At 70.2% G+C, this 17,077-nt stretch carries 18 protein-coding genes; 8 read left to right on the top strand and 10 right to left on the bottom strand.

The annotated features are described in order from the left end of the window. Positions 1–40: 40 nt before the first annotated feature. Together ACQEVC_RS04265 and ACQEVC_RS04270 are read left to right on the top strand one after the other, a co-directional pair. Positions 41–790 carry a GtrA family protein gene (locus tag ACQEVC_RS04265; RefSeq protein ID WP_432873552.1) on the top strand — a complete coding sequence of 250 codons (750 nt, stop codon included), beginning with the start codon at positions 41–43 and terminating at the stop codon, positions 788–790. Between the two features lie 8 nt (positions 791–798). Further along, a complete protein-coding gene (locus ACQEVC_RS04270; protein WP_432873554.1) occupies positions 799–1,299 on the top strand; it encodes a MaoC/PaaZ C-terminal domain-containing protein in 501 nt (166 codons plus the stop codon). Positions 1,300–1,404: 105 nt separating this feature from the next. Here ACQEVC_RS04270 and ACQEVC_RS04275 read toward each other — a convergent pair whose 3' ends face one another. Together ACQEVC_RS04275 and ACQEVC_RS04280 are read right to left on the bottom strand one after the other, a co-directional pair. Further along, positions 1,405–1,977 (bottom strand): PH domain-containing protein, encoded by a 573-nt coding sequence (locus ACQEVC_RS04275; protein ID WP_432873556.1) that lies wholly within the window; start codon positions 1,975–1,977, stop codon positions 1,405–1,407. A 233-nt stretch (positions 1,978–2,210) separates the two neighbouring features. Then, positions 2,211–3,260, bottom strand: a complete 1,050-nt coding sequence (locus ACQEVC_RS04280; protein WP_432873557.1) for a biotin--[acetyl-CoA-carboxylase] ligase — start codon at positions 3,258–3,260, stop codon at positions 2,211–2,213. 144 nt (positions 3,261–3,404) lie between these two features. On the opposite strand from ACQEVC_RS04280, the gene ACQEVC_RS04285 reads away from it, so the two are divergent. Beyond that, a complete protein-coding gene (locus tag ACQEVC_RS04285; RefSeq protein WP_432873558.1) occupies positions 3,405–4,997 on the top strand; it encodes an acyl-CoA carboxylase subunit beta in 1,593 nt (530 codons plus the stop codon). 168 nt (positions 4,998–5,165) lie between these two features. Here ACQEVC_RS04285 and ACQEVC_RS04290 read toward each other — a convergent pair whose 3' ends face one another. The 7 genes from ACQEVC_RS04290 to ACQEVC_RS04320 all read right to left on the bottom strand — a co-directional run bounded on the left by ACQEVC_RS04290 (position 5,166) and on the right by ACQEVC_RS04320 (position 12,176). Continuing rightward, positions 5,166–6,260 (bottom strand): hypothetical protein, encoded by a 1,095-nt coding sequence (locus tag ACQEVC_RS04290; RefSeq protein WP_432873560.1) that lies wholly within the window; start codon positions 6,258–6,260, stop codon positions 5,166–5,168. Then, positions 6,253–6,753 (bottom strand): SigE family RNA polymerase sigma factor, encoded by a 501-nt coding sequence (locus tag ACQEVC_RS04295; RefSeq protein ID WP_432873561.1) that lies wholly within the window; start codon positions 6,751–6,753, stop codon positions 6,253–6,255. The genes ACQEVC_RS04290 and ACQEVC_RS04295 overlap by 8 nt, the downstream gene beginning before the upstream one ends. A gap of 196 nt (positions 6,754–6,949) precedes the next feature. Further along, on the bottom strand, positions 6,950–8,125 hold the full coding sequence (locus ACQEVC_RS04300) for a ketopantoate reductase family protein (RefSeq protein ID WP_432873562.1): 1,176 nt from the start codon (positions 8,123–8,125) through the stop codon (positions 6,950–6,952). A gap of 102 nt (positions 8,126–8,227) precedes the next feature. Continuing rightward, the gene (locus tag ACQEVC_RS04305) at positions 8,228–8,965 is read right to left on the bottom strand and encodes a M50 family metallopeptidase (RefSeq protein WP_432873563.1); all 738 of its coding nucleotides are present in this window, start codon (positions 8,963–8,965) and stop codon (positions 8,228–8,230) included. A 47-nt stretch (positions 8,966–9,012) separates the two neighbouring features. Next, a complete protein-coding gene (locus ACQEVC_RS04310) occupies positions 9,013–9,231 on the bottom strand; it encodes a winged helix-turn-helix domain-containing protein (protein WP_432873564.1) in 219 nt (72 codons plus the stop codon). 516 nt (positions 9,232–9,747) lie between these two features. Next, a complete protein-coding gene (locus ACQEVC_RS04315) occupies positions 9,748–10,011 on the bottom strand; it encodes a hypothetical protein (protein ID WP_432873566.1) in 264 nt (87 codons plus the stop codon). A 59-nt stretch (positions 10,012–10,070) separates the two neighbouring features. Then, the gene (locus ACQEVC_RS04320; RefSeq protein WP_432873568.1) at positions 10,071–12,176 is read right to left on the bottom strand and encodes a protein kinase domain-containing protein; all 2,106 of its coding nucleotides are present in this window, start codon (positions 12,174–12,176) and stop codon (positions 10,071–10,073) included. Between the two features lie 91 nt (positions 12,177–12,267). Here ACQEVC_RS04320 and ACQEVC_RS04325 point away from each other — a divergent pair, with 91 nt between their 5' ends. Then, positions 12,268–12,495: an acyl-CoA carboxylase subunit epsilon gene (locus ACQEVC_RS04325; RefSeq protein ID WP_432873570.1), complete on the top strand. Its 228-nt coding sequence runs from the start codon at positions 12,268–12,270 to the stop codon at positions 12,493–12,495. Between the two features lie 90 nt (positions 12,496–12,585). Continuing rightward, entirely contained in the window at positions 12,586–13,059 is a 474-nt protein-coding gene (locus tag ACQEVC_RS04330; RefSeq protein WP_432873571.1) for a hypothetical protein, read from the top strand. A 1,338-nt stretch (positions 13,060–14,397) separates the two neighbouring features. On the opposite strand, the gene ACQEVC_RS04335 is transcribed toward ACQEVC_RS04330, so the two are convergent. Continuing rightward, positions 14,398–14,607 carry a hypothetical protein gene (locus tag ACQEVC_RS04335; RefSeq protein WP_432892083.1) on the bottom strand — a complete coding sequence of 70 codons (210 nt, stop codon included), beginning with the start codon at positions 14,605–14,607 and terminating at the stop codon, positions 14,398–14,400. On the opposite strand from ACQEVC_RS04335, the gene ACQEVC_RS04340 reads away from it, so the two are divergent. From ACQEVC_RS04340 to ACQEVC_RS04350, 3 genes are all read left to right on the top strand, one after another. Further along, complete coding sequence (locus tag ACQEVC_RS04340; RefSeq protein WP_432873572.1) at positions 14,569–15,552, top strand: S8 family serine peptidase; 984 nt, start codon at positions 14,569–14,571, stop codon at positions 15,550–15,552. The two genes, ACQEVC_RS04335 and ACQEVC_RS04340, sit on opposite strands and share 39 nt — an antisense overlap. Positions 15,553–15,618: 66 nt before the next feature. Next, positions 15,619–16,344, top strand: coding sequence for a Maf family protein (locus tag ACQEVC_RS04345; protein WP_432873573.1), 726 nt, complete (start codon positions 15,619–15,621; stop codon positions 16,342–16,344). A 43-nt stretch (positions 16,345–16,387) separates the two neighbouring features. Then, positions 16,388–17,041 carry an O-methyltransferase gene (locus ACQEVC_RS04350; RefSeq protein ID WP_432873575.1) on the top strand — a complete coding sequence of 218 codons (654 nt, stop codon included), beginning with the start codon at positions 16,388–16,390 and terminating at the stop codon, positions 17,039–17,041. Positions 17,042–17,077 lie beyond the last annotated feature (36 nt).

Raw genomic sequence — 17,077 nt, forward strand, 5'->3', positions numbered from 1 at the left:
TCGGCGCGTCCGGCGCCCACATCTGCCCTAAGGTGGTCGAATGCGTTTCGCCCGTCTGTTGCCCGAGCGCTGGCAGAGGTTCCTGCGTGAGGTGCTGAAATTCGGTGCCGTGGGAGGTGTGAACGCCGCCATCAACTACGCGGTGTTCAACGCGCTGGCGCTCACCGTGTTCGCCGACGGGCAACTCAAGGCGAACGTCGTCGCCACGGTCGTCGCCACCATCTCGTCCTATCTGATGAATCGGCACTGGACCTACCGGGACCGGCCGAAATCGGCGATGCGCCGCGAATACGCCCTCTTCTTCCTGTTCAACGGTGCCGGCCTGGTCATCGAACTCGGCGTACTGGCGCTGGCCAAGTACGGGTTCGGCATCAGCGGCCTGCTGGCGCTCAACCTCGCCAAGACGGTCGGCGTCGGGCTGGCAACGGTCTTCCGGTTCTGGTCCTACCGCACCTTCGTCTTCCGGAAGTCCCCGAGCACACCGTCCGTCCCGACCGCGCCCGGTGTGGTGGGCAAGACGACCGGATTGCACCCGGCGGGCGAGCCGGACGGCGAATTCCTGGCCGAGCTCGACCCGGTCGCCGAACTCGCCGAGGCGGTCAGCGAGCTGACCGAGCCCGAGACCGTCGGTGCCGCACCGGCCACGACCGGGACACGGGCCGACCCCGGGTCCCCGGTCGGCTCCGCCCAGCCGCTCGAGGTCCAGTTCGCCGAGACCATCGACGCCGCGCTGGAGACCGAACTCGCCGCCGAGCTGAACGCCGCACCCCGGCGTTCGTCAGCCCGCTGAGCGGCACGGTGAGCCGATCCGGTACCGGCGCGCCCGCCGAGCTGTTCTTCGAAGACCTGACGCCCGGTCGCTCCTTCGACCTCGGGGTCACCGTCGTCGACGGGCGGGAGATGGTCGACTTCGCCCGGCGCTTCGACCCGCAGTGGTACCACCTCGACGAGGAACTGGCCCGACGCAGCCATCACGGTGGGCTGATCGCCAGCGGCTTCTTCACGGTCAGCCTCTTCATGCGGGCGTACGTCGACCACGTGCTGGCCCGGGCCGCCGGGGACGCCTCACCCGGGCTGGAGGAGCTGCGCTGGCTGGCCCCGGTACGCGCCGGTGACCGGCTGGCGACCCGGCTGACCGTACTCGGCAGCAAGCCGTCGGTGGCGCGGCCCGGCTTCGGCACCGTCACCCTGACCGCCAGCATGGACCGGTTGGACGCCCAGGGCCAGCCGGAACGCGAGGTGCTGCGTACCCGCTTCCGGGGCTGGTTCGTGATGCGGGAATCGGTGCCTCCGGGCTGATCTGCCCCGAAGGGCCCCTGACCGGCCGCGAACGGCGGGCTCCAGGGACCCTTCGGCGTGTTGCTCCGGCTCTCGCGCAGCCTGTTTCGGCTGCCGGCACAGCCGCTACTTCGACTCTTCGCGCAGCGGCTTGCCCTCGGTCATGTCCGCCATGATTTCGCGCATCTCGCCGTCACCGAGCGAGTGCTTGTCATGGTTTGCCTCCACGATCTCGTAGAGCATGGTCTGCACCTTCTCCACGCCCGGGATGTCCGCCAGCACCGACTGGCCCCGCTCGCCGGCCGACTCGATGGTCAGCGTGCCGCAGCCGAGCAGCCGCTCGAGAAACTTCTGGTTCATCGAGTGGTCGTTGATCCGGCCCAGCGGGATGTCCCGGCGGTCCCGGGAGAAGACACCCTTCTGCAGCAGCACCCGCTCGTTGGTGAACAGGTAGTGCGTGGTCCGCCAGACCAGGTACGGCCAGATGCTCAACCAGACGACCAGTACCAGCGCGACCGCCGCGATCACATAGCCCCCAACGGTGCCCGCACCGCTCGACGGCAGCAGAACGAGGCCGGCGACCACCGCGGCGACGGCCAGGACCAGCACCACGACCGGTCGGATCAACGCCTTCCAGTGCGGGTGCAGGTGCGCTACGACATGCTCGTCCTGGGTGAGCACGTCCTCAGGGAAAGCCACCCCATCCTCCTCGTCCATAACCGAATGTCCGCGGTGACCGTAGCGGTTCCACGCTACGACCGTGGTATCCGGTATCGACTCTTTACCGACAGTCGGGCGGATCGCCGTCCGCCCGACACCGACGCGGTGGCGGATCTCCGCACCGTTGCCGGGCCGATGACGCCGTCACGGCCGCGGCCGTGCGGGTCGGAGCCGAACGCACCCGGTGCCGGCAAAAGCAGCAGAGGCGCTGGTCAGCGCAGGTGCAGGACGTCACCGGCGGCGACCCGGCGTTCGCCGCCGGCGGTGGTGAGCACCAGTTGCCCGTCCGGGTCGACCGTGCTGGCGGTACCGACCAACTCGTCGCCGGCCGGCAGCAGCACCCGTACCTCTCGGCCGAGGGTCGCGCAGTTGCGCACGTACGCCTCGTGCAGACCGCAGGCGAGGGCATCGCCACCGGCGGTACGCCAGCGGCCGTACCAGCGGTCGATGCCGCGCAGCAGAGCCCGCAGCAACGGATCGCGGTCGGTGGCCGCCGCACCGGCCAACTGAAGCGAGGTGGCGGGCAGCCCGGTCGGGTTGACCGGCAGCTCGGCCGCGCGCAGCGTCACGTTCACGCCCAGGCCGAGCACCACTGCCGAGTCCGCTCCACCGGCTCCGGAGACCCCCTCGGCGAGGATCCCGGCAGCTTTCGCCTCGCCACCCGTGCGCCCGTCCGGCTCGCCACCCGACCGCCCGCCCGGCTCGCCACCCGACCACCCGGCAGCCTCGCCACCCGACCGCCCGCCCGGCTCGCCACCCGACCGGCCGGCAGCCTCGCCACCCGTCCGACCGGTGGGCGGGCCCTCGGAGGGGTGGCCGTTGCGGGAGTCGGGCCAGACCAGCAGGTCGTTCGGCCACTTCAGCGCGGAGTCCAACTCGGCCAGCAGGTCCACCGCCTCCACCAGCGCGACCCCGGCCAGCAGCGGCAGCCAGCCGTACCGGGGTGGCGGCACCGCCGGCCAGTCCCGGTCGGGCACCTCCACCCCCGGGCGGAGCAGCACGCTGACCGCGAGCCCGGCCCGGGCCGGCGACTCCCAGGTACGTCCGCGTCGCCCTCGCCCCGCGGTCTGCCGCTCGGCGACCACCACCAGCCCCTCCGGCTCGCCGGCCCGGGCTGCCTCGGCCGCGTCGGCGTTCGTCGACCCCGTCTCGCCGTGCAGCACCAGCCGGGTCCAGAGGCTCTCCGGCGTGATCAGGGCCCGCCGGAGCCGCCGCGCGTCGAGCGGCGGACGGTCCAGGTCGGTGTACGGCGATCCGGGCATCAGCCCAGCGTACGGGTCCGACGCCCGGGGCGGGTCCGGCCGGTCGCGGCCGGGGTATCGCCGCCGGTCGCCGGTGGGGTGGTGCGGCACACGCCCCACCACCGGGCGGTGGCCTGGGCACGGACCGTCGTTACGATCGCGGACGTGACTGGGCAGCCGAGCACCGCCGACATCGACCCCCACAGCACCGCCGGTCGCCTCGCGGACCTGGACCGACGGGTGGACGAGGCGGTGCACGCCGGGTCGGCCCGGGCGGTGGAGAAACAGCACGCCCGGGGCAAGAAGACCGCCCGGGAGCGGATCGAACTGCTTCTCGACCCGGGGTCCTTCGTCGAGCTGGACGGGCTGGCCCGGCACCGGTCGACCAACTTCGGGCTGGACCGCACCCGCCCGTACGGCGACGGCGTGGTGACCGGGTACGGCACCGTCGACGGCCGGCAGGTCTGCGTCTTCGCCCAGGATTTCACGGTCTTCGGCGGCTCCCTCGGGGAGGTGTTCGGAGAGAAGATCGTCAAGGTGATGGACCTGGCGATGAAGATCGGCTGCCCGGTGGTCGGCATCAACGACTCCGGCGGCGCCCGGATCCAGGAGGGCGTGGTCAGCCTCGGCCTCTACGGCGAGATCTTCTTCCGCAACGTCCGCGCCTCCGGGGTGATCCCGCAGATCTCACTCGTGATGGGGCCGTGCGCGGGCGGCGCCGTCTACTCCCCGGCGGTCACCGACTTCACCGTGATGGTCGACCAGACCTCGCACATGTTCATCACCGGGCCAGACGTGATCAAGACGGTGACCGGCGAGGACGTCGAGATGGAGGAGCTGGGCGGGGCGCGTACCCACAACACCAAGAGTGGCAACGCGCACTACCTGGCCGCCGACGAGGACGACGCGATCGACTACGTCAAGGCGCTGCTGTCGTACCTGCCGAGCAACAACCTCGACGAGTCGCCGGTCTTCGACGCCCCGGCGGAGCTGGAGGTCACCGACGCCGACCGGGAGCTGGACGCCCTCATCCCGGACTCGGCGAACCAGCCGTACGACATCCACCAGGTGATCGAGCACGTCCTCGACGACGGGGAGTTCCTGGAGGTCCAGCCCCTCTACGCGCAGAACATCGTGGTCGGCTTCGGTCGGGTCGAGGGGCGGCCGGTCGGGGTGGTGGCGAACCAGCCGATGCACTTCGCCGGTTGCCTGGACATCGCCGCCTCGGAGAAGGCGGCCCGATTCGTCCGCACCTGCGATGCGTTCAACATCCCGGTGCTGACCTTTGTGGACGTGCCCGGGTTCCTGCCCGGTACCGGCCAGGAGTGGGACGGCATCATCCGGCGGGGCGCCAAGCTGATCTACGCGTACGCCGAGGCGACCGTGCCGAAGGTCACCGTGATCACCCGGAAGGCGTACGGCGGGGCGTACGACGTGATGGGCTCCAAGCACCTCGGCGCGGACCTCAACTTCGCCTGGCCGACCGCGCAGATCGCGGTGATGGGCGCGCAGGGCGCGGTGAACATCCTCTATCGGGGCGAGCTGGCCGCCGCCGACGATCCGGCCGCCGTCCGGGCCGAAAAGATCCGGGAGTACGAGGACACCCTCGCCAACCCCTACGTGGCGGCTGAGCGCGGCTACGTCGACTCGGTGATCCGGCCGGCGGAGACCCGCAGCCAGATCGTCCGGGCGCTCCGGATCCTCCGCACCAAGCGGGAGACGCTGCCGGCCAAGAAGCACGGCAACATCCCGCTCTGATCGGCTGACGCCGCCCCGCTCCGACCGACGCCGCTCCCCGGGCCCCGGACAGCCCTGTTTCCGGGCCCTGACCGGCGCGGTTTCCCGGGCCTGACCGCCGCTGCTCCCGGGCCGTCGCCGCCGCTGCTCCCGGGCCGTCACCGCCGCTGCTCCCGGGCCCTCGGCGGTTCAGCAGGGCGGGGTGGCGGCCTGGCAGAGCCGGGCGGCGGCGCCCAGCGTCAACGCCCGGGCCCGCTCCGGGTCCGGCTCCTCGTCGACCTGGTCCACCGTCGCGACCAGGTCGCCGACCCGGACGACTCCGACCAGCCGGCTGGCCGGACCGTCCACCACCTCCGAACTGTCCTGCCGGCGGATCGTCGTCTGCCAGCCCAGCAGCACCGACTCGTCCCCGGCGAAGCCCTCGGCGACGACCCGCCAGCGGTGCTCCGCGTCGACGGGGAGCCGGCGACCGTCGACCTCTATCGCGCCGGGTGTGCGGTATTCGGTGCAGAGCTCGGGCACGGCACGGGCGTCCGCGAAGACCCGCCGGGCCGCGCCGGGCACGAGCCGGAAAACCCGCTCGTGTACGACCGCCGCCCCGCTGTACGGATCACCGGGTACCGTCGGCGGCTGCTGCACGGTGTGCCGGCGGGCCACCCGGGCCAGCCCGTCGTAGCGGTCCCGTGCCGCGTACCCGGGACAGCCGAGCGGCACAGTCGGATCGACCACCTCCACCGGCGCGTCCGCCTGCACGTCGACCCGGTCCACCACCAGCCCCGGCCCGACGTCCTCCGGTTGCAGCAGCGCCGACGCCGGGACGGCGACCGGATCCGGCGGCACCGGGGTCGACGGTTCGGCGAGCAGCGACTGCCCGGCCGGCAGCGGTCGTGGCCCGTACCGCTCGACGGCCGCGACCGAGCCCGCCACGACCACGACGAGTACCGCGACCGTCCCGACGAGCGACCGGATCCGATTGCGCCGCCCGGCCCGGGCCCGGATCTCCTCGGGCGCGAGCCAGCGCACCACGGCGATCTCCTGGCCGACCTGGTCGACGAGACTCGTCCCCGGTCCCGAGGCAGTGGAGCCGGACGTCAGCGAGCCCGACCCCAGCGAGCCCGACCCCAGCGAGCCCGACCCCAGCGAGCCGGACGTCAGCGAGCCCGACCCCAGCGAGCCCGACGTCACCGAGCCCGACGTCAGCGAGCCGGTGCACGGCCGAGCCGCCTCCGGCGGGTCGGAACGGTGCCCCGGCTCGGGGGTCCGGGTGGGCATCGACTCAGGCATCGGCGGCCTCCTCCAGATCCACGACCGTCAGCAGGCCGGCCAGCGCGGCCCGGCCCCGGGCCAGCCGGGCCTTCACCGTGCCGACGGGTGCACCGGTCTCCCGGGCCACCTCGGCCACCGGCAGACCCAGCAGGTAGTACAGGGCGATCGCGGTACGTTGCTCCTCCGGCAGCAGACGGAGCGCGGCGACCACCTCGACGGTCTCGATACCCGGCGCCGGGGTGTCGGCCGGTACGCCGTGCCGCAGGTAGGCCCGGCTACGGCTGCGCAGGCTGCGCCAGCGGCTGATCGCCACCCGGGCGGCCACCACCCGCACCCACGCCTCCGGGTCGGCGTACCCGCGCACCCGCGACCAGTGCTGCCACGCCCGGATGTACGCCTCCTGCACCGCGTCCTGAGCCTCGGACAGGTCACCGGTCAACAGATAGACGTACCCGAGCAGCCGTTGCCGGCTTCCCCGGTAGAACTCGTCGAAGTCCTCGACGTCGGGCACCTGCGACCTCCCCTGGCGGACATAGCCAATACGCCTGGGCCCTGCCGTGCGGTTGCCGGCCAGCTCGAAACGATTGCCGGAGTTCCGTCCGTTCCCGGATCCTCGCAGCGGCGCCTCTCGATCCCCGCTGCGGCGCCGGAACCCCTCAGCGCGAGCCGGTTCCGGTCGAAGTCGGGCAGCGGGCGTCCTGGCATCCTCAGTGCGGCGTCGGGGTCAGCTCCTCGATCGGAAACTCACCGGCCGGGATGTGCTCCCGTACCGCCCGGCGCATCGCCCGCTGCACCGCCGCGTTGGCCGGGGCCGGCACGCCGTGCAGCCGGCCGAGCAGCACGATCTCGCCGTTGAGGTAGTCCGTCTCGGCCGATCCGGCGTCCCGGGCGAGGCTCTGCCAGGTCGAGCCGCCCTGCCGGGGCTGCCCGGCCACGGGTACCGCCTCCACCCGGTCACCGCGCTCGGCGGTCTCCTCCGCCCGCGAGCTGTACCCGATCCCGGCAGTGGTGAGTACCTTCTCGCCCTCGGCCAGCACCGCCGCGAGCAGCTCGGCCACCTGGGCCGCCCGCCGGTCGTCCGGCCCTCCGCTCGCCCTCTCGCTCGGCCTTACGCTCAATCCTTCGTTCGGCCCTTCGTTCGGCCCTTCGTTCGGCCCTTCGTTCGGCCCTTCGTTCGGCCCTTCGTTCGGCCCTTCGTTCGGCCCTTCGTTCGGCTTGGACTTGGTGCCGGCCGAGGGGCCGAAGAGCGCCTGGACGGCGTTGCCGAGGTTGCGCAGCAGCTTGCCGTACTTCCAGCGCATCACGTCGTCGCGGACCGGGGCGAGGATCCGGGCCGCCGTCAGGTCCGCGCTGATCCGGTGCGCAAGGTCGTCGGAACCGTGCGGGAAGGCGCCGAGGTGCAGCATGCCCGAGTACGGGTGCCCGCTGGCCACCACCCGACCCGGCTCCAGGTGGGTGGCCGGAAGCCAGACGCAGACCGGGTACACCCGGTCGAAGAGCCGGGCGGCGGCACGTTCGTTCGCCACCCCGTTCTGCGCGGTCAGCAGCGGGAGCCGCTGCGCCGCCGTACCGCCGCCCTGGACCGGCAGGTCGGCCCAACTCCGCAGTGCCGCCTCGGTGTCCTGCGACTTCACCGTCAGCACCAGCACGGTGTCCGGGGTCAGCGGCTCGTCGGCGAGGCCGGAGTCGACCGATGCGGGATCGCCGATCGCGGGGAGTCGCCCGACGTACTCGCCGTCCGGGGTGCTCAGGGTCAGCCCGTGCGCCCGGATCGCGGCCAGGTGCGCACCCCGGGCCACCAGGGTCACGTCCCGACCCGCCTCGCCCAGCCGTACCCCGATGGTGCCGCCGACGGCGCCGGCACCGATGATCACGTAACGCATCCCGTCCCCTGTTTCTCGGCCGCTCACTGTGGTCGGGCGCCTGGCCCGCGCCGGTCGCCGCATGGCCGCATGGCCGCACCGAGCCCGGCAGGCTGGTCGAACTCAGTACAGGCTGGCCGAACTCAGTATCGGGCCGGTGAGCAGGGCGGCTCCGGCCAGCAGGGCGATCAGGTTGACCGCGCCGAAGACCCCGACCCAGACCAGTCCCGGTATCCGGGTAAGCCAGGCGAGCTGGTCTGCGTCCGACTGTGGCAGTTGCCCCCGGCGACGCAGCGTCTGGAGTTCACCCACCGGCCGTACGCCGCCGAGCAGCAGAAACCACACCCCCGTGTACGCGAACGCGGCCTGCACCTCCGGTGACGCCATCCAGGAGACCCCGAGTACGACCCCGGTGGTGACCACGATCGAGATGATGCCGAAGACGTTGCGGATCATCACCAGCATGGCGAGCAGCAGTGCGACCGCCACCCAGAGCAGCAGGGTGATCCGGTTTCCGCCGAGTACCCAGGCGCCGATCAGCCCGATCAGCGAGGGTGCCAGATAGCCGGCCAGCAGGGTGAAGACCATCCCGGGACCGGTCGGGCGACCCGCCGACAGGGTCAGCCCGGAGGTGTCCGAGTGCAGCCGGATGCCCTGGAGACGGCGTCCGGTGAGTACCGCCGCGAGCGCGTGCCCGCCCTCGTGCGCGATGGTGATGGCGTTGCGCCCGACCCGCCAGGGCACCCGGGTGACCACCACGGTTAGCGCGACCAGCCCGGTGATCAGGACCAGCAGCGGGGGTGGGTCCGGTTGCGCCCCGAAGAGCTTGTCCCAGAGGTCTGTCAAGCCGTCCACTGACATCCGAGCGAGCCTAGCTCACGTCCGCCACTGCCCAGCGGGGCTGCCTACTACTTGTCCTCGGCGACGAAGACGCCGACACCCGGCACGCCCTTGACTGCGCCGGTTGCCTTCAACCAGTTGATGGCGCCGCGAACCACCGTGATGGACACGCCATATTCGGCGCGCAGCTCAGCCGCACTGGGAATCTGGTCGCCAGGATTCAGTTCGCCCGCTGCGATCTTGCGGTTGATGTCATCAATGATCTTTTGAGTCTTCGACGTTGTCACCGATACTCCCTGGTCCGCAGGAGTATTCGATCACGCAGCCTTGTGCCAGCACAAGCCTAAGGATGCATAAGGATGCATCAAGGGTTGCCTAGGGCATCTAGATGCCCTATGTTCAAGTGGCCGATTTCTCCTGGTCCGCAACCCGGTGGGGTCGGTCTCCCGCGCGGCGGCTCGTCTCCCCCGACAGCCGGCGAGCCGCCGCGCGTCCCGCAACGGCCGGAGGTCCGGAATGGAACGCGACCGCTCCATGGCAATCGTCGAACGACATCGCCCGGCGCCCCTGTGGCGACTACTCGGCATGTGGCGCTGTGTCGCCTGCCGACGCCGCTGGCCCTGCCCCCGCTATCGCGACGCCCGTACCAGTCTGCTCGCCCACAATCGGCACGACGTCGCGGACGTGGCCCGACGACTGAACAGCCGCTGGCCACGTCCCTGAGACGAGTTAGCGGCAGCGGGACCCGTCATCACCCGTGAAGGTCGATAACTGATCCGGCTGCCGCTATCCGTAGCCCGATCTCAACGAAGCTGGCCGGCAGAGCCAGCCCGCGCCCGCCCCGTCGCCGGTACGGCCACCCGGGCCGGTAGCGCCGCAGTCCGGTTCGGCACGCCGCGCCGCAGCAGCAACCAGCCACCGACCGTACCGACGGCCACGGCCACGACGCTGGCGAGCGCGATCATCGCGACCATTCCGACGCTCGCCACCAGCAGGGCGAGATCGCCGATCGCGACCAGCATCCACAGGGCGATGCTCGGCTTCGTCGCATGATGTCGGGAACGCATCAGTCGTACCTCCTTCCGTCGAGATCACCACTACCCCGGCGGAAGTGAGGTCATGCCTGTCAACTCTTCGCGGGTCGGAAACCGTCCGCGATGATCTTGAAGGTGGCGAGTTCCCGATTCCAGTCGGCCGCCTCGGTGTCCCAACGGATCGCGTAGGCCTTCCTGCTGCTGGTGACGAAGCCCCGGTTACGGACGTGCATCCGCGCCCCGTCCTCGTCGTGCAGCCACTCCCAGTCGGCGGCCCTCAGCCAGTAGTCGACGGCCTGGATCGTCACGCGCTGGTAGTTCTGGTAGGTGCCCCGGCGAGCGCGCTCCTGCTCCCTCCAGTCCGCAACGGGATCCGGCCGAGGACTGTTCGTCTGGTCGATCATGAGGAACCGGCGGCTGTTGGGATCGTTGAACTTCACCCGCGGGCCTTCCCTGCTAATCGTCCAACCGTTCGGCACCGGCACGGAGAACCCGGTTGGGTCCTGATGCAGCCGCCAGCCCGCCGGTAGTTGCGGGGCGGACTGACCCGTCGGTGTGACCGGCGGCTGGGCCGACTGACCAGTGGTCGCCGCCGGTGTGGGCGTCGGCGCCGCACTGGTAGCGGGTGCGGACGGCGTACTGGCGGGCTGGCTCGTCGGCGCGGAGCCAGAGGTCGGGTCCCTGTCCTCGTCGCCCGATCCGCCGTCACGGACCAGTGGCACGACCACGACGAGAGCGAGCAGGAGCAGCACGACCAGCCCGCCGAGCAGCCACATCCGGCGGTTGCCGGCAGCTACGGCGGCCAGCGGGCCGTCCCGGTCGCCCTGTCGGTCGCCGTACTCGTCGTCGCGGCCGGCCGGGACCGCTGCCCGGCCCGCCGGCTGCGCTGCCGACGACTGAGCCGGGGTTGCCTCCGCCTTCGGCTGGACCGCGGTGGGCGCCGGCTCCGACTTCACCTCGGCCTTGTCGGCCGACTCGCCGGGCACGACGACGACCGTCGGCTCGGCGGGTGGCCGGGCAGTGTCCGAGTCGGTGGCTTCCTCCGGTACCTCGGTTGCGGGTGACTCCGCCGCCGGCTCCTTCTCAGCCGGGGCGGGCAACTTCGTCGTCTCGCCGGCCGGTGGAGCGGCCGGCAGCTTCGTGGTCTCGGAGGCTGACAACTTGGTCGTCTCGGCAGCCGGCGGAGCGGCCGGCAGCTTGGTCGTCTCGGCGGTGGGCGGCACCGCCGGGGCAGCGGCCGGTGCGGTCGGCGGCGCGGCAGGGGCCGGTCGGGGCGACGGCAGCGGCACGATCCGGGTACGCGGCTCGCCCGGTTCGCGCGGGCCGTGCGGCCCCGGCCGTCGTACCCCGTCCAGCAGTGACATCCCGGGGTTCCTGCGCCGGCCTGCCGCGCGCCGGAGCAACCGCTCCGCCACCTCGGCGTTGATCCGGGTCGTCGGGTCCTTGCGCAACAGCCCGGCGAGCACGGCCTTGAGCGGGCCGGCCCGGCGCGACGCCGGCGGTGGCTCGGTGGCCAGCGCCGCCAACGTCGCGATCGCGGACGGTCGGGCGAACGGCGACTGGCCCTCGACGGCGGCGTAGAGCGTCGCGCCCAGCGACCAGAGGTCACCCTCCGGCCCGGCGGTGCCGTCCCGCGCCCGCTCCGGCGCGATGTACGCGGGCGACCCCAACACCAGTCCGGTACGGGTCACGTTCGGGTCCCCCGGCACGGTGGCAAGCCCGAAGTCGGTCAGTACCACCCGACCGTCGTCGCCGAGCAACACGTTGCCTGGCTTCACGTCCCGGTGCATCACCCCGGCCCGGTGCGCGGACTTCAGCGCACCGAGCACCCCGAGGCCGATTTCGGCGGCCCGGGTCGGCGACACCGGCCCGTCGCTGGCCAGCGTGTCCTGCAACGACCGGGACGGGACGTACTCCATGACGATCCACGGATCACCATCGGTACGCAGTACGTCGAAGACCCGGACCACGTTCGCGTGGTTGAGCCGGGCGATCGCCCGCGCCTCGCGGAGCGAGCGCTCGCGCATCTCCCGACGCTCGTCCTCGGTCAGCCCGGGCGGCGGGACCAGTTCCTTGATCGCGACGTCCCGGTGCAGCACCTCGTCACGCGCCTTCCAGACCCGACCCATCCCGCCCTGGCCGAGCGGCTCGACAAGTCGGTACCGGTCAGCGATGAGTTGTGGAGGCGCACTAGACACGCGTGGACGGTACCCAACGGCAACAAGAGTCACACCCTCGGCACGCCTATCTGAGACGCCCACCAATTGACAGGGACGTACCCTCAATGCCATGGCTGACGAAGAACCACTGCTCCGGGTGGTGCGGGGTACCCCGACACCGGAGGAGTTGGCCGCCCTGGTCGGAGCGATCCTCCTCCATCCCCGACCGGCCACATCGGCCCGACCCACCGCCGTGTCGACCTGGGCACGAACGGGTCGTCCCGGTACGGTGTCCCCGTCCGGCATGCCGGCCCACACCGGCCGTGACGCCTGGCGGGTCTCCGGCCTTCCTCACTGACCTGCTCCGGGCGACCCGACGGGGCTGCCCACGCCGGCCCGTACCCACTAACCTTGGTATGGGGCAGTACGTAGCACCTGGGGAGAAGACGTGATACCTGAGGAAGACCGCGGCCCTGCGTGGCTGCGCGACTACGGCGGCGCCATAGAAGCCGACATCCAGCGGATGGAAGAGTTCGCCCAGCAGCTCCTGGCCGAGGTCCAGAAGAACTACGTACCACATATGGAAGAAGTCCAGTCGGACATGCTGCCCAACCTGCCCGCGCCGAACGCAGGTTTTGCGGAGCTGGTGTCCTTCTTCGAAGCGCACCGGAACGTCCAACAGGACACGTCCACACGGGTCTGGGACGTCGGCGACGGCACCGGTGGCCTCGCCACCGCCGCCGAGAAGGTCAGCAAGAACTACGGCAACGCCGACGCGTTCTCGCAGGCCCGGGTCCGCGACGTCGAGACTGCGCTTGATGAGACTGGTGCAGCGGCACCGCCACCCCGCGGGTCGCAGAACGCGACAGCGCCGCAGGGTGACGCGGGGAACACGGGGAACACGGGGAGTCCAGATGCTTGATGGTGGGGGGACCGGCCAGATCTCCGGTACGACCAACTGGGTGTCACATGATGTCCGGCAGATGTGGAGTCTGTTGGCCAACCAGCAGACGGACACGCACTGGCAGCATGTCAGCGGTTGGCGGAAGACTTCGGAACTCAGCCTGCTCCACCTGTCGCGGTTGAAGCAGTACCGCGAAAACCTGATCGAAGCGTGGCCGCCGGAGAAGAGCGAGGCAGCGAAGGCATACGTCGCGCGGCTCGACTACCTCGTCGAAACGGTGCAGGGCGTCTACGACACAGCCGCCGCCAACCAGCAGGCCCTCACGGGCGTGACTCAGGCGATCTGGGAGTCGCGTAGGAACCTTGAGGAGATCCACAAGGAGTACCTCGCGAAGGAGCAGGCCAAGCAGCAGTACGACGCGGCGGTTAAGGCGAACAACGGTCGGCCGCCTGCTGGGCAGCAGCCGACGACCCAATCCGACCTGGAAGACCTGAACTGGCGCGCCCGCCACATCATGTACGGGCTCAGCAGCGAACTCGCCACCGCCCAGGTACAACTCCGCAAACCTCCGGTGTACAAAACTCCAGGCGATGGAAGAGATGAGACTGGTAGCGGAAGCGGGTCGGGTGGCAGTAGCGCGATGGGCGGTTCGAGCCCACCGGTGCTTCCACCCGTTGTGCCGATGCCAGCGGGCGGGGGTGCGAGCTACAGTCCCTCTCCGACTCCGGCCATCCACACTGTCGTTCCGACACCACCTGCGCCTGGTGCAGGTCCGATCCTCGGTGGTACTGGGCCGATAGCTCCCCCGGCGGTGCCACCAACGCCGCCGAGTGTCGTTCCGCCACCGCCGCCCACCGTTGGTCCCGGCCTGCCCCCGCCTCCGATTCCCCCTGGCTTGCCGCCAGGAGCCAGACCGCCAGGATTGCCTCCTGGGGCTAAGCCGCCGGGGCTGCCTCCTGGCTATCCGACCTCAGCGGTACCACTTGGGAACCAGCTAAACAAGCCAGGACTTGGCCCCAACGTTGGAATGGGTCCGCGAGTAATGCCTCCGGGCGGGATGATCGGTGGAACACCAGGCACAGGCCTCTCACAGCCCGCTTCGGGAGTTGGAGGAACTCGGCGGATCAACCCGGTCGGTGGTGTCATCGGCGCTAACGGCGCAGGCACGACGCCAGTCGGTGCTAGCCAGCGAATCAGTAGTATGAGCTCTGGCGCACGAACTGGTGGTCAGGGTAGCAACGAAGAAAACAGTCGCCACTGGGACCCGGATAATCCGTGGGAGACAGATGAGGGAGTAGCGCCGGTCATGATGCCCAGTCGCGATAAGGGCAGGATCGACCCTGGCCCAGCGATCGGTCACAAGCGGTGATCTTCCGCGCGACCCGCACGGCCGTGGCACTTCTTTGTGCCACGGCCGTCGCTGTTTTTCCAGCGACGGCGGCCAAGGCCGACCAGGTGCGCAACAATCAATGGCACCTCAGGTATTTGAAGGTTGCCGAAGCGCACAGGATTAGCCAAGGAGAAGGGGTGGCTGTCGCCGTCATCGACACCGGCGTCGACCCGCATCCTGACCTTCGCAATAATCTCCTACCAGGCACCGTCACAGAAGGCGGCGGTTCCGGCAACGGCCGTCAGGATAGCGACCCCGGCGGCCATGGGACCGGAATGGCCGGCCTAATAGCCGCCCACGGCCGTGGAAGCAACGGTGCCCTCGGAATCGCACCACAAGCCAAGATTGTTCCAATACGGAACGGAAACAAGAGTCATGACACAGACGATACCGCCAAGGCTATCGAATGGGCTGTATCGAAACGCGTTGATGTTATTAGTTTATCATCAGGAGGAGGATCCACATCCCGCCTGAACGCAGCACTACGAGCAGCACTTGAGGCGGACATAGTAATTGTTGCAGCAGCCGGAAACAGACCAGGAGATTTCCTAATCCAATTTCCCGCCGCAGCAGAGGGAGTCGTTGCAGTTGGCGCGACTGACCAGAGAGGAGAGCACGCCGACATCTCTGTAACAGGCAGTAGGCTTGCCCTCAGCGCACCTGGGGTCGGAATTGTCAGCACCTCGGTTAACGGGCGCTACCGAACCGGTACTGGAACCTCGCCTTCGACCGCGATCGTGGCTGGGGCGGCTGCGCTCGTACGGAGCAAGTTTCCGGATCTGTCGGCGGAGGAAGTCGTACATCGGCTGACCGCGACCGCTGATGACAAGGGGGCACCCGGTCGGGACGAGGAGTACGGGTACGGGGTACTCAACCTGGTCAAGGCGCTGACGGCGGACGTACCTCCCCTGGAGGGAAGCGCCGATCCGAGCGCCAGTGCCGCGCCCAGCCCCAGTCAGACCCAGCCCACCGGCAACGCGGCTCCCGAGCCGGAGAACAGGTCGAACGTCGGCTCGACGATCCTGATCGGTGTCCTGGTGGCTCTCGTCGTACTGGGCCTGTTGGTGACCCTGCTGGTAGTACTCCTGATGCGACGGCGACAGCAGCCGCGCCGCTTCTGAATCGAGTCACCCGAATACCCGGCCCGATCGCGGGTGGCCCTCGTGGGGCCGGGTACGTTGGCCGTCGTGCACACGACAAATCGGCTACGCCTGGTGCTCGCCTCGGCGAGTCCGGCTCGACGCAAGCTCCTGCAGGCCGCCGGCATCGAGCCGGACGTACTGGTCAGCGGGGTCGACGAATCACAGGTGGACCCCTCGACCCCGGAAGCCCTGAGCCTCACACTGGCTCAGCTGAAGGCACGAGCGGTAGCCGAGCGGATCGCGTCGGCTGCCGTAGGTGCCGGTGCCACCGATGAGATCGGAAACAACGCGGCCGAGCCCCGTACGCTCGTGCTCGGCTGTGACTCGGTGCTGGCCTTCGACGGCGAGATCCTCGGCAAGCCGGCCGACGCGGACGAGGCGACCCGCCGCTGGCAGGCGATGCGGGGCAAGAGCGGCGTGCTGCACACCGGGCACTGCCTGATCGACCTGTCGAACGGGCGCGAGGTTGCCCGGGTCGCCGGCACCGCCGTCTACTTCGCGGAGATCACCGACGAAGAGATCGCCGCGTACGTGGCGACAGGTGAGCCGTTGCAGGTGGCGGGCGCGTTCACCATCGACGGGCTGGGTGGCCCGTTCGTCGACCGGGTGGACGGCGATCCCGGCGCGGTGATCGGCCTCTCCCTGCCGCTGTTCCGCCACATGCTCGGCGACCTCGACCTGCTGATCACGGACCTCTGGGCCGCCCGAACGACTCCGTTCGGTGTCGACGGCGGGACAGCGGCCACGTCGGCGGCGACCGACCCGCACTGACGAACCGCTACCGTCGGCCGGGAACCTGGCATAGCGTCGAGCAGTGCCCACGAAGTCGATTCCGCTTACCGAAGACCTACACGCGTACGTCCTGGCGCATGGCTCCCCGCCGGACGCCCTGGCCCAGGAGCTGATCGACGAGACGGTTTCGCTACTGCCGGCCGACGCCGCGATGCAGATCGCTCCGGAGCAGGCGGGGCTGCTCACCTTCCTGACCCGGCTGCTGAACGCCCGGCAGGCGGTCGAGGTCGGCACCTTCACTGGGCTCTCCTCGTTGGCGATCGCCCGTGGCCTGCCCGCCGACGGCCGGTTGACCTGCTTCGACATCTCCGAGGAGTACACGGCGGTCGCCCGCCGGTACTGGGCACGGGCCGGGGTCGACGACCGGATCGAGCTGCGGATCGGCCCGGCCGCCGAGAATCTGCGATCCCTCCCCGTGGAGCCGCACCTCGACTTCGCCTTCGTCGACGCCGACAAGCCGGGCTATCTGACCTACTGGGCCGAGTTGGTGCCGAGGATGCGTACCGGTGGGTTGATCGTGGTGGACAACGTGCTGCGGGGCGGTCGGATCCTGGCCCCGCAGACCGTGGCGGACCGGGCGATCGCCGAGTTCAACGAGGCAGTACTCGCCGACGAGCGGGTCGAGCTCGTGATGCTGCCGATCGCCGACGGCCTCACCCTGGCCCGCCGCCGCTGACCGTCGGCAACACCGACCCCGAACCCGGGTACGGGT

It is taken from the genome of Plantactinospora sp. CA-294935 (assembly GCF_050936445.1).
Lineage (GTDB): Bacteria > Actinomycetota > Actinomycetes > Mycobacteriales > Micromonosporaceae > Plantactinospora.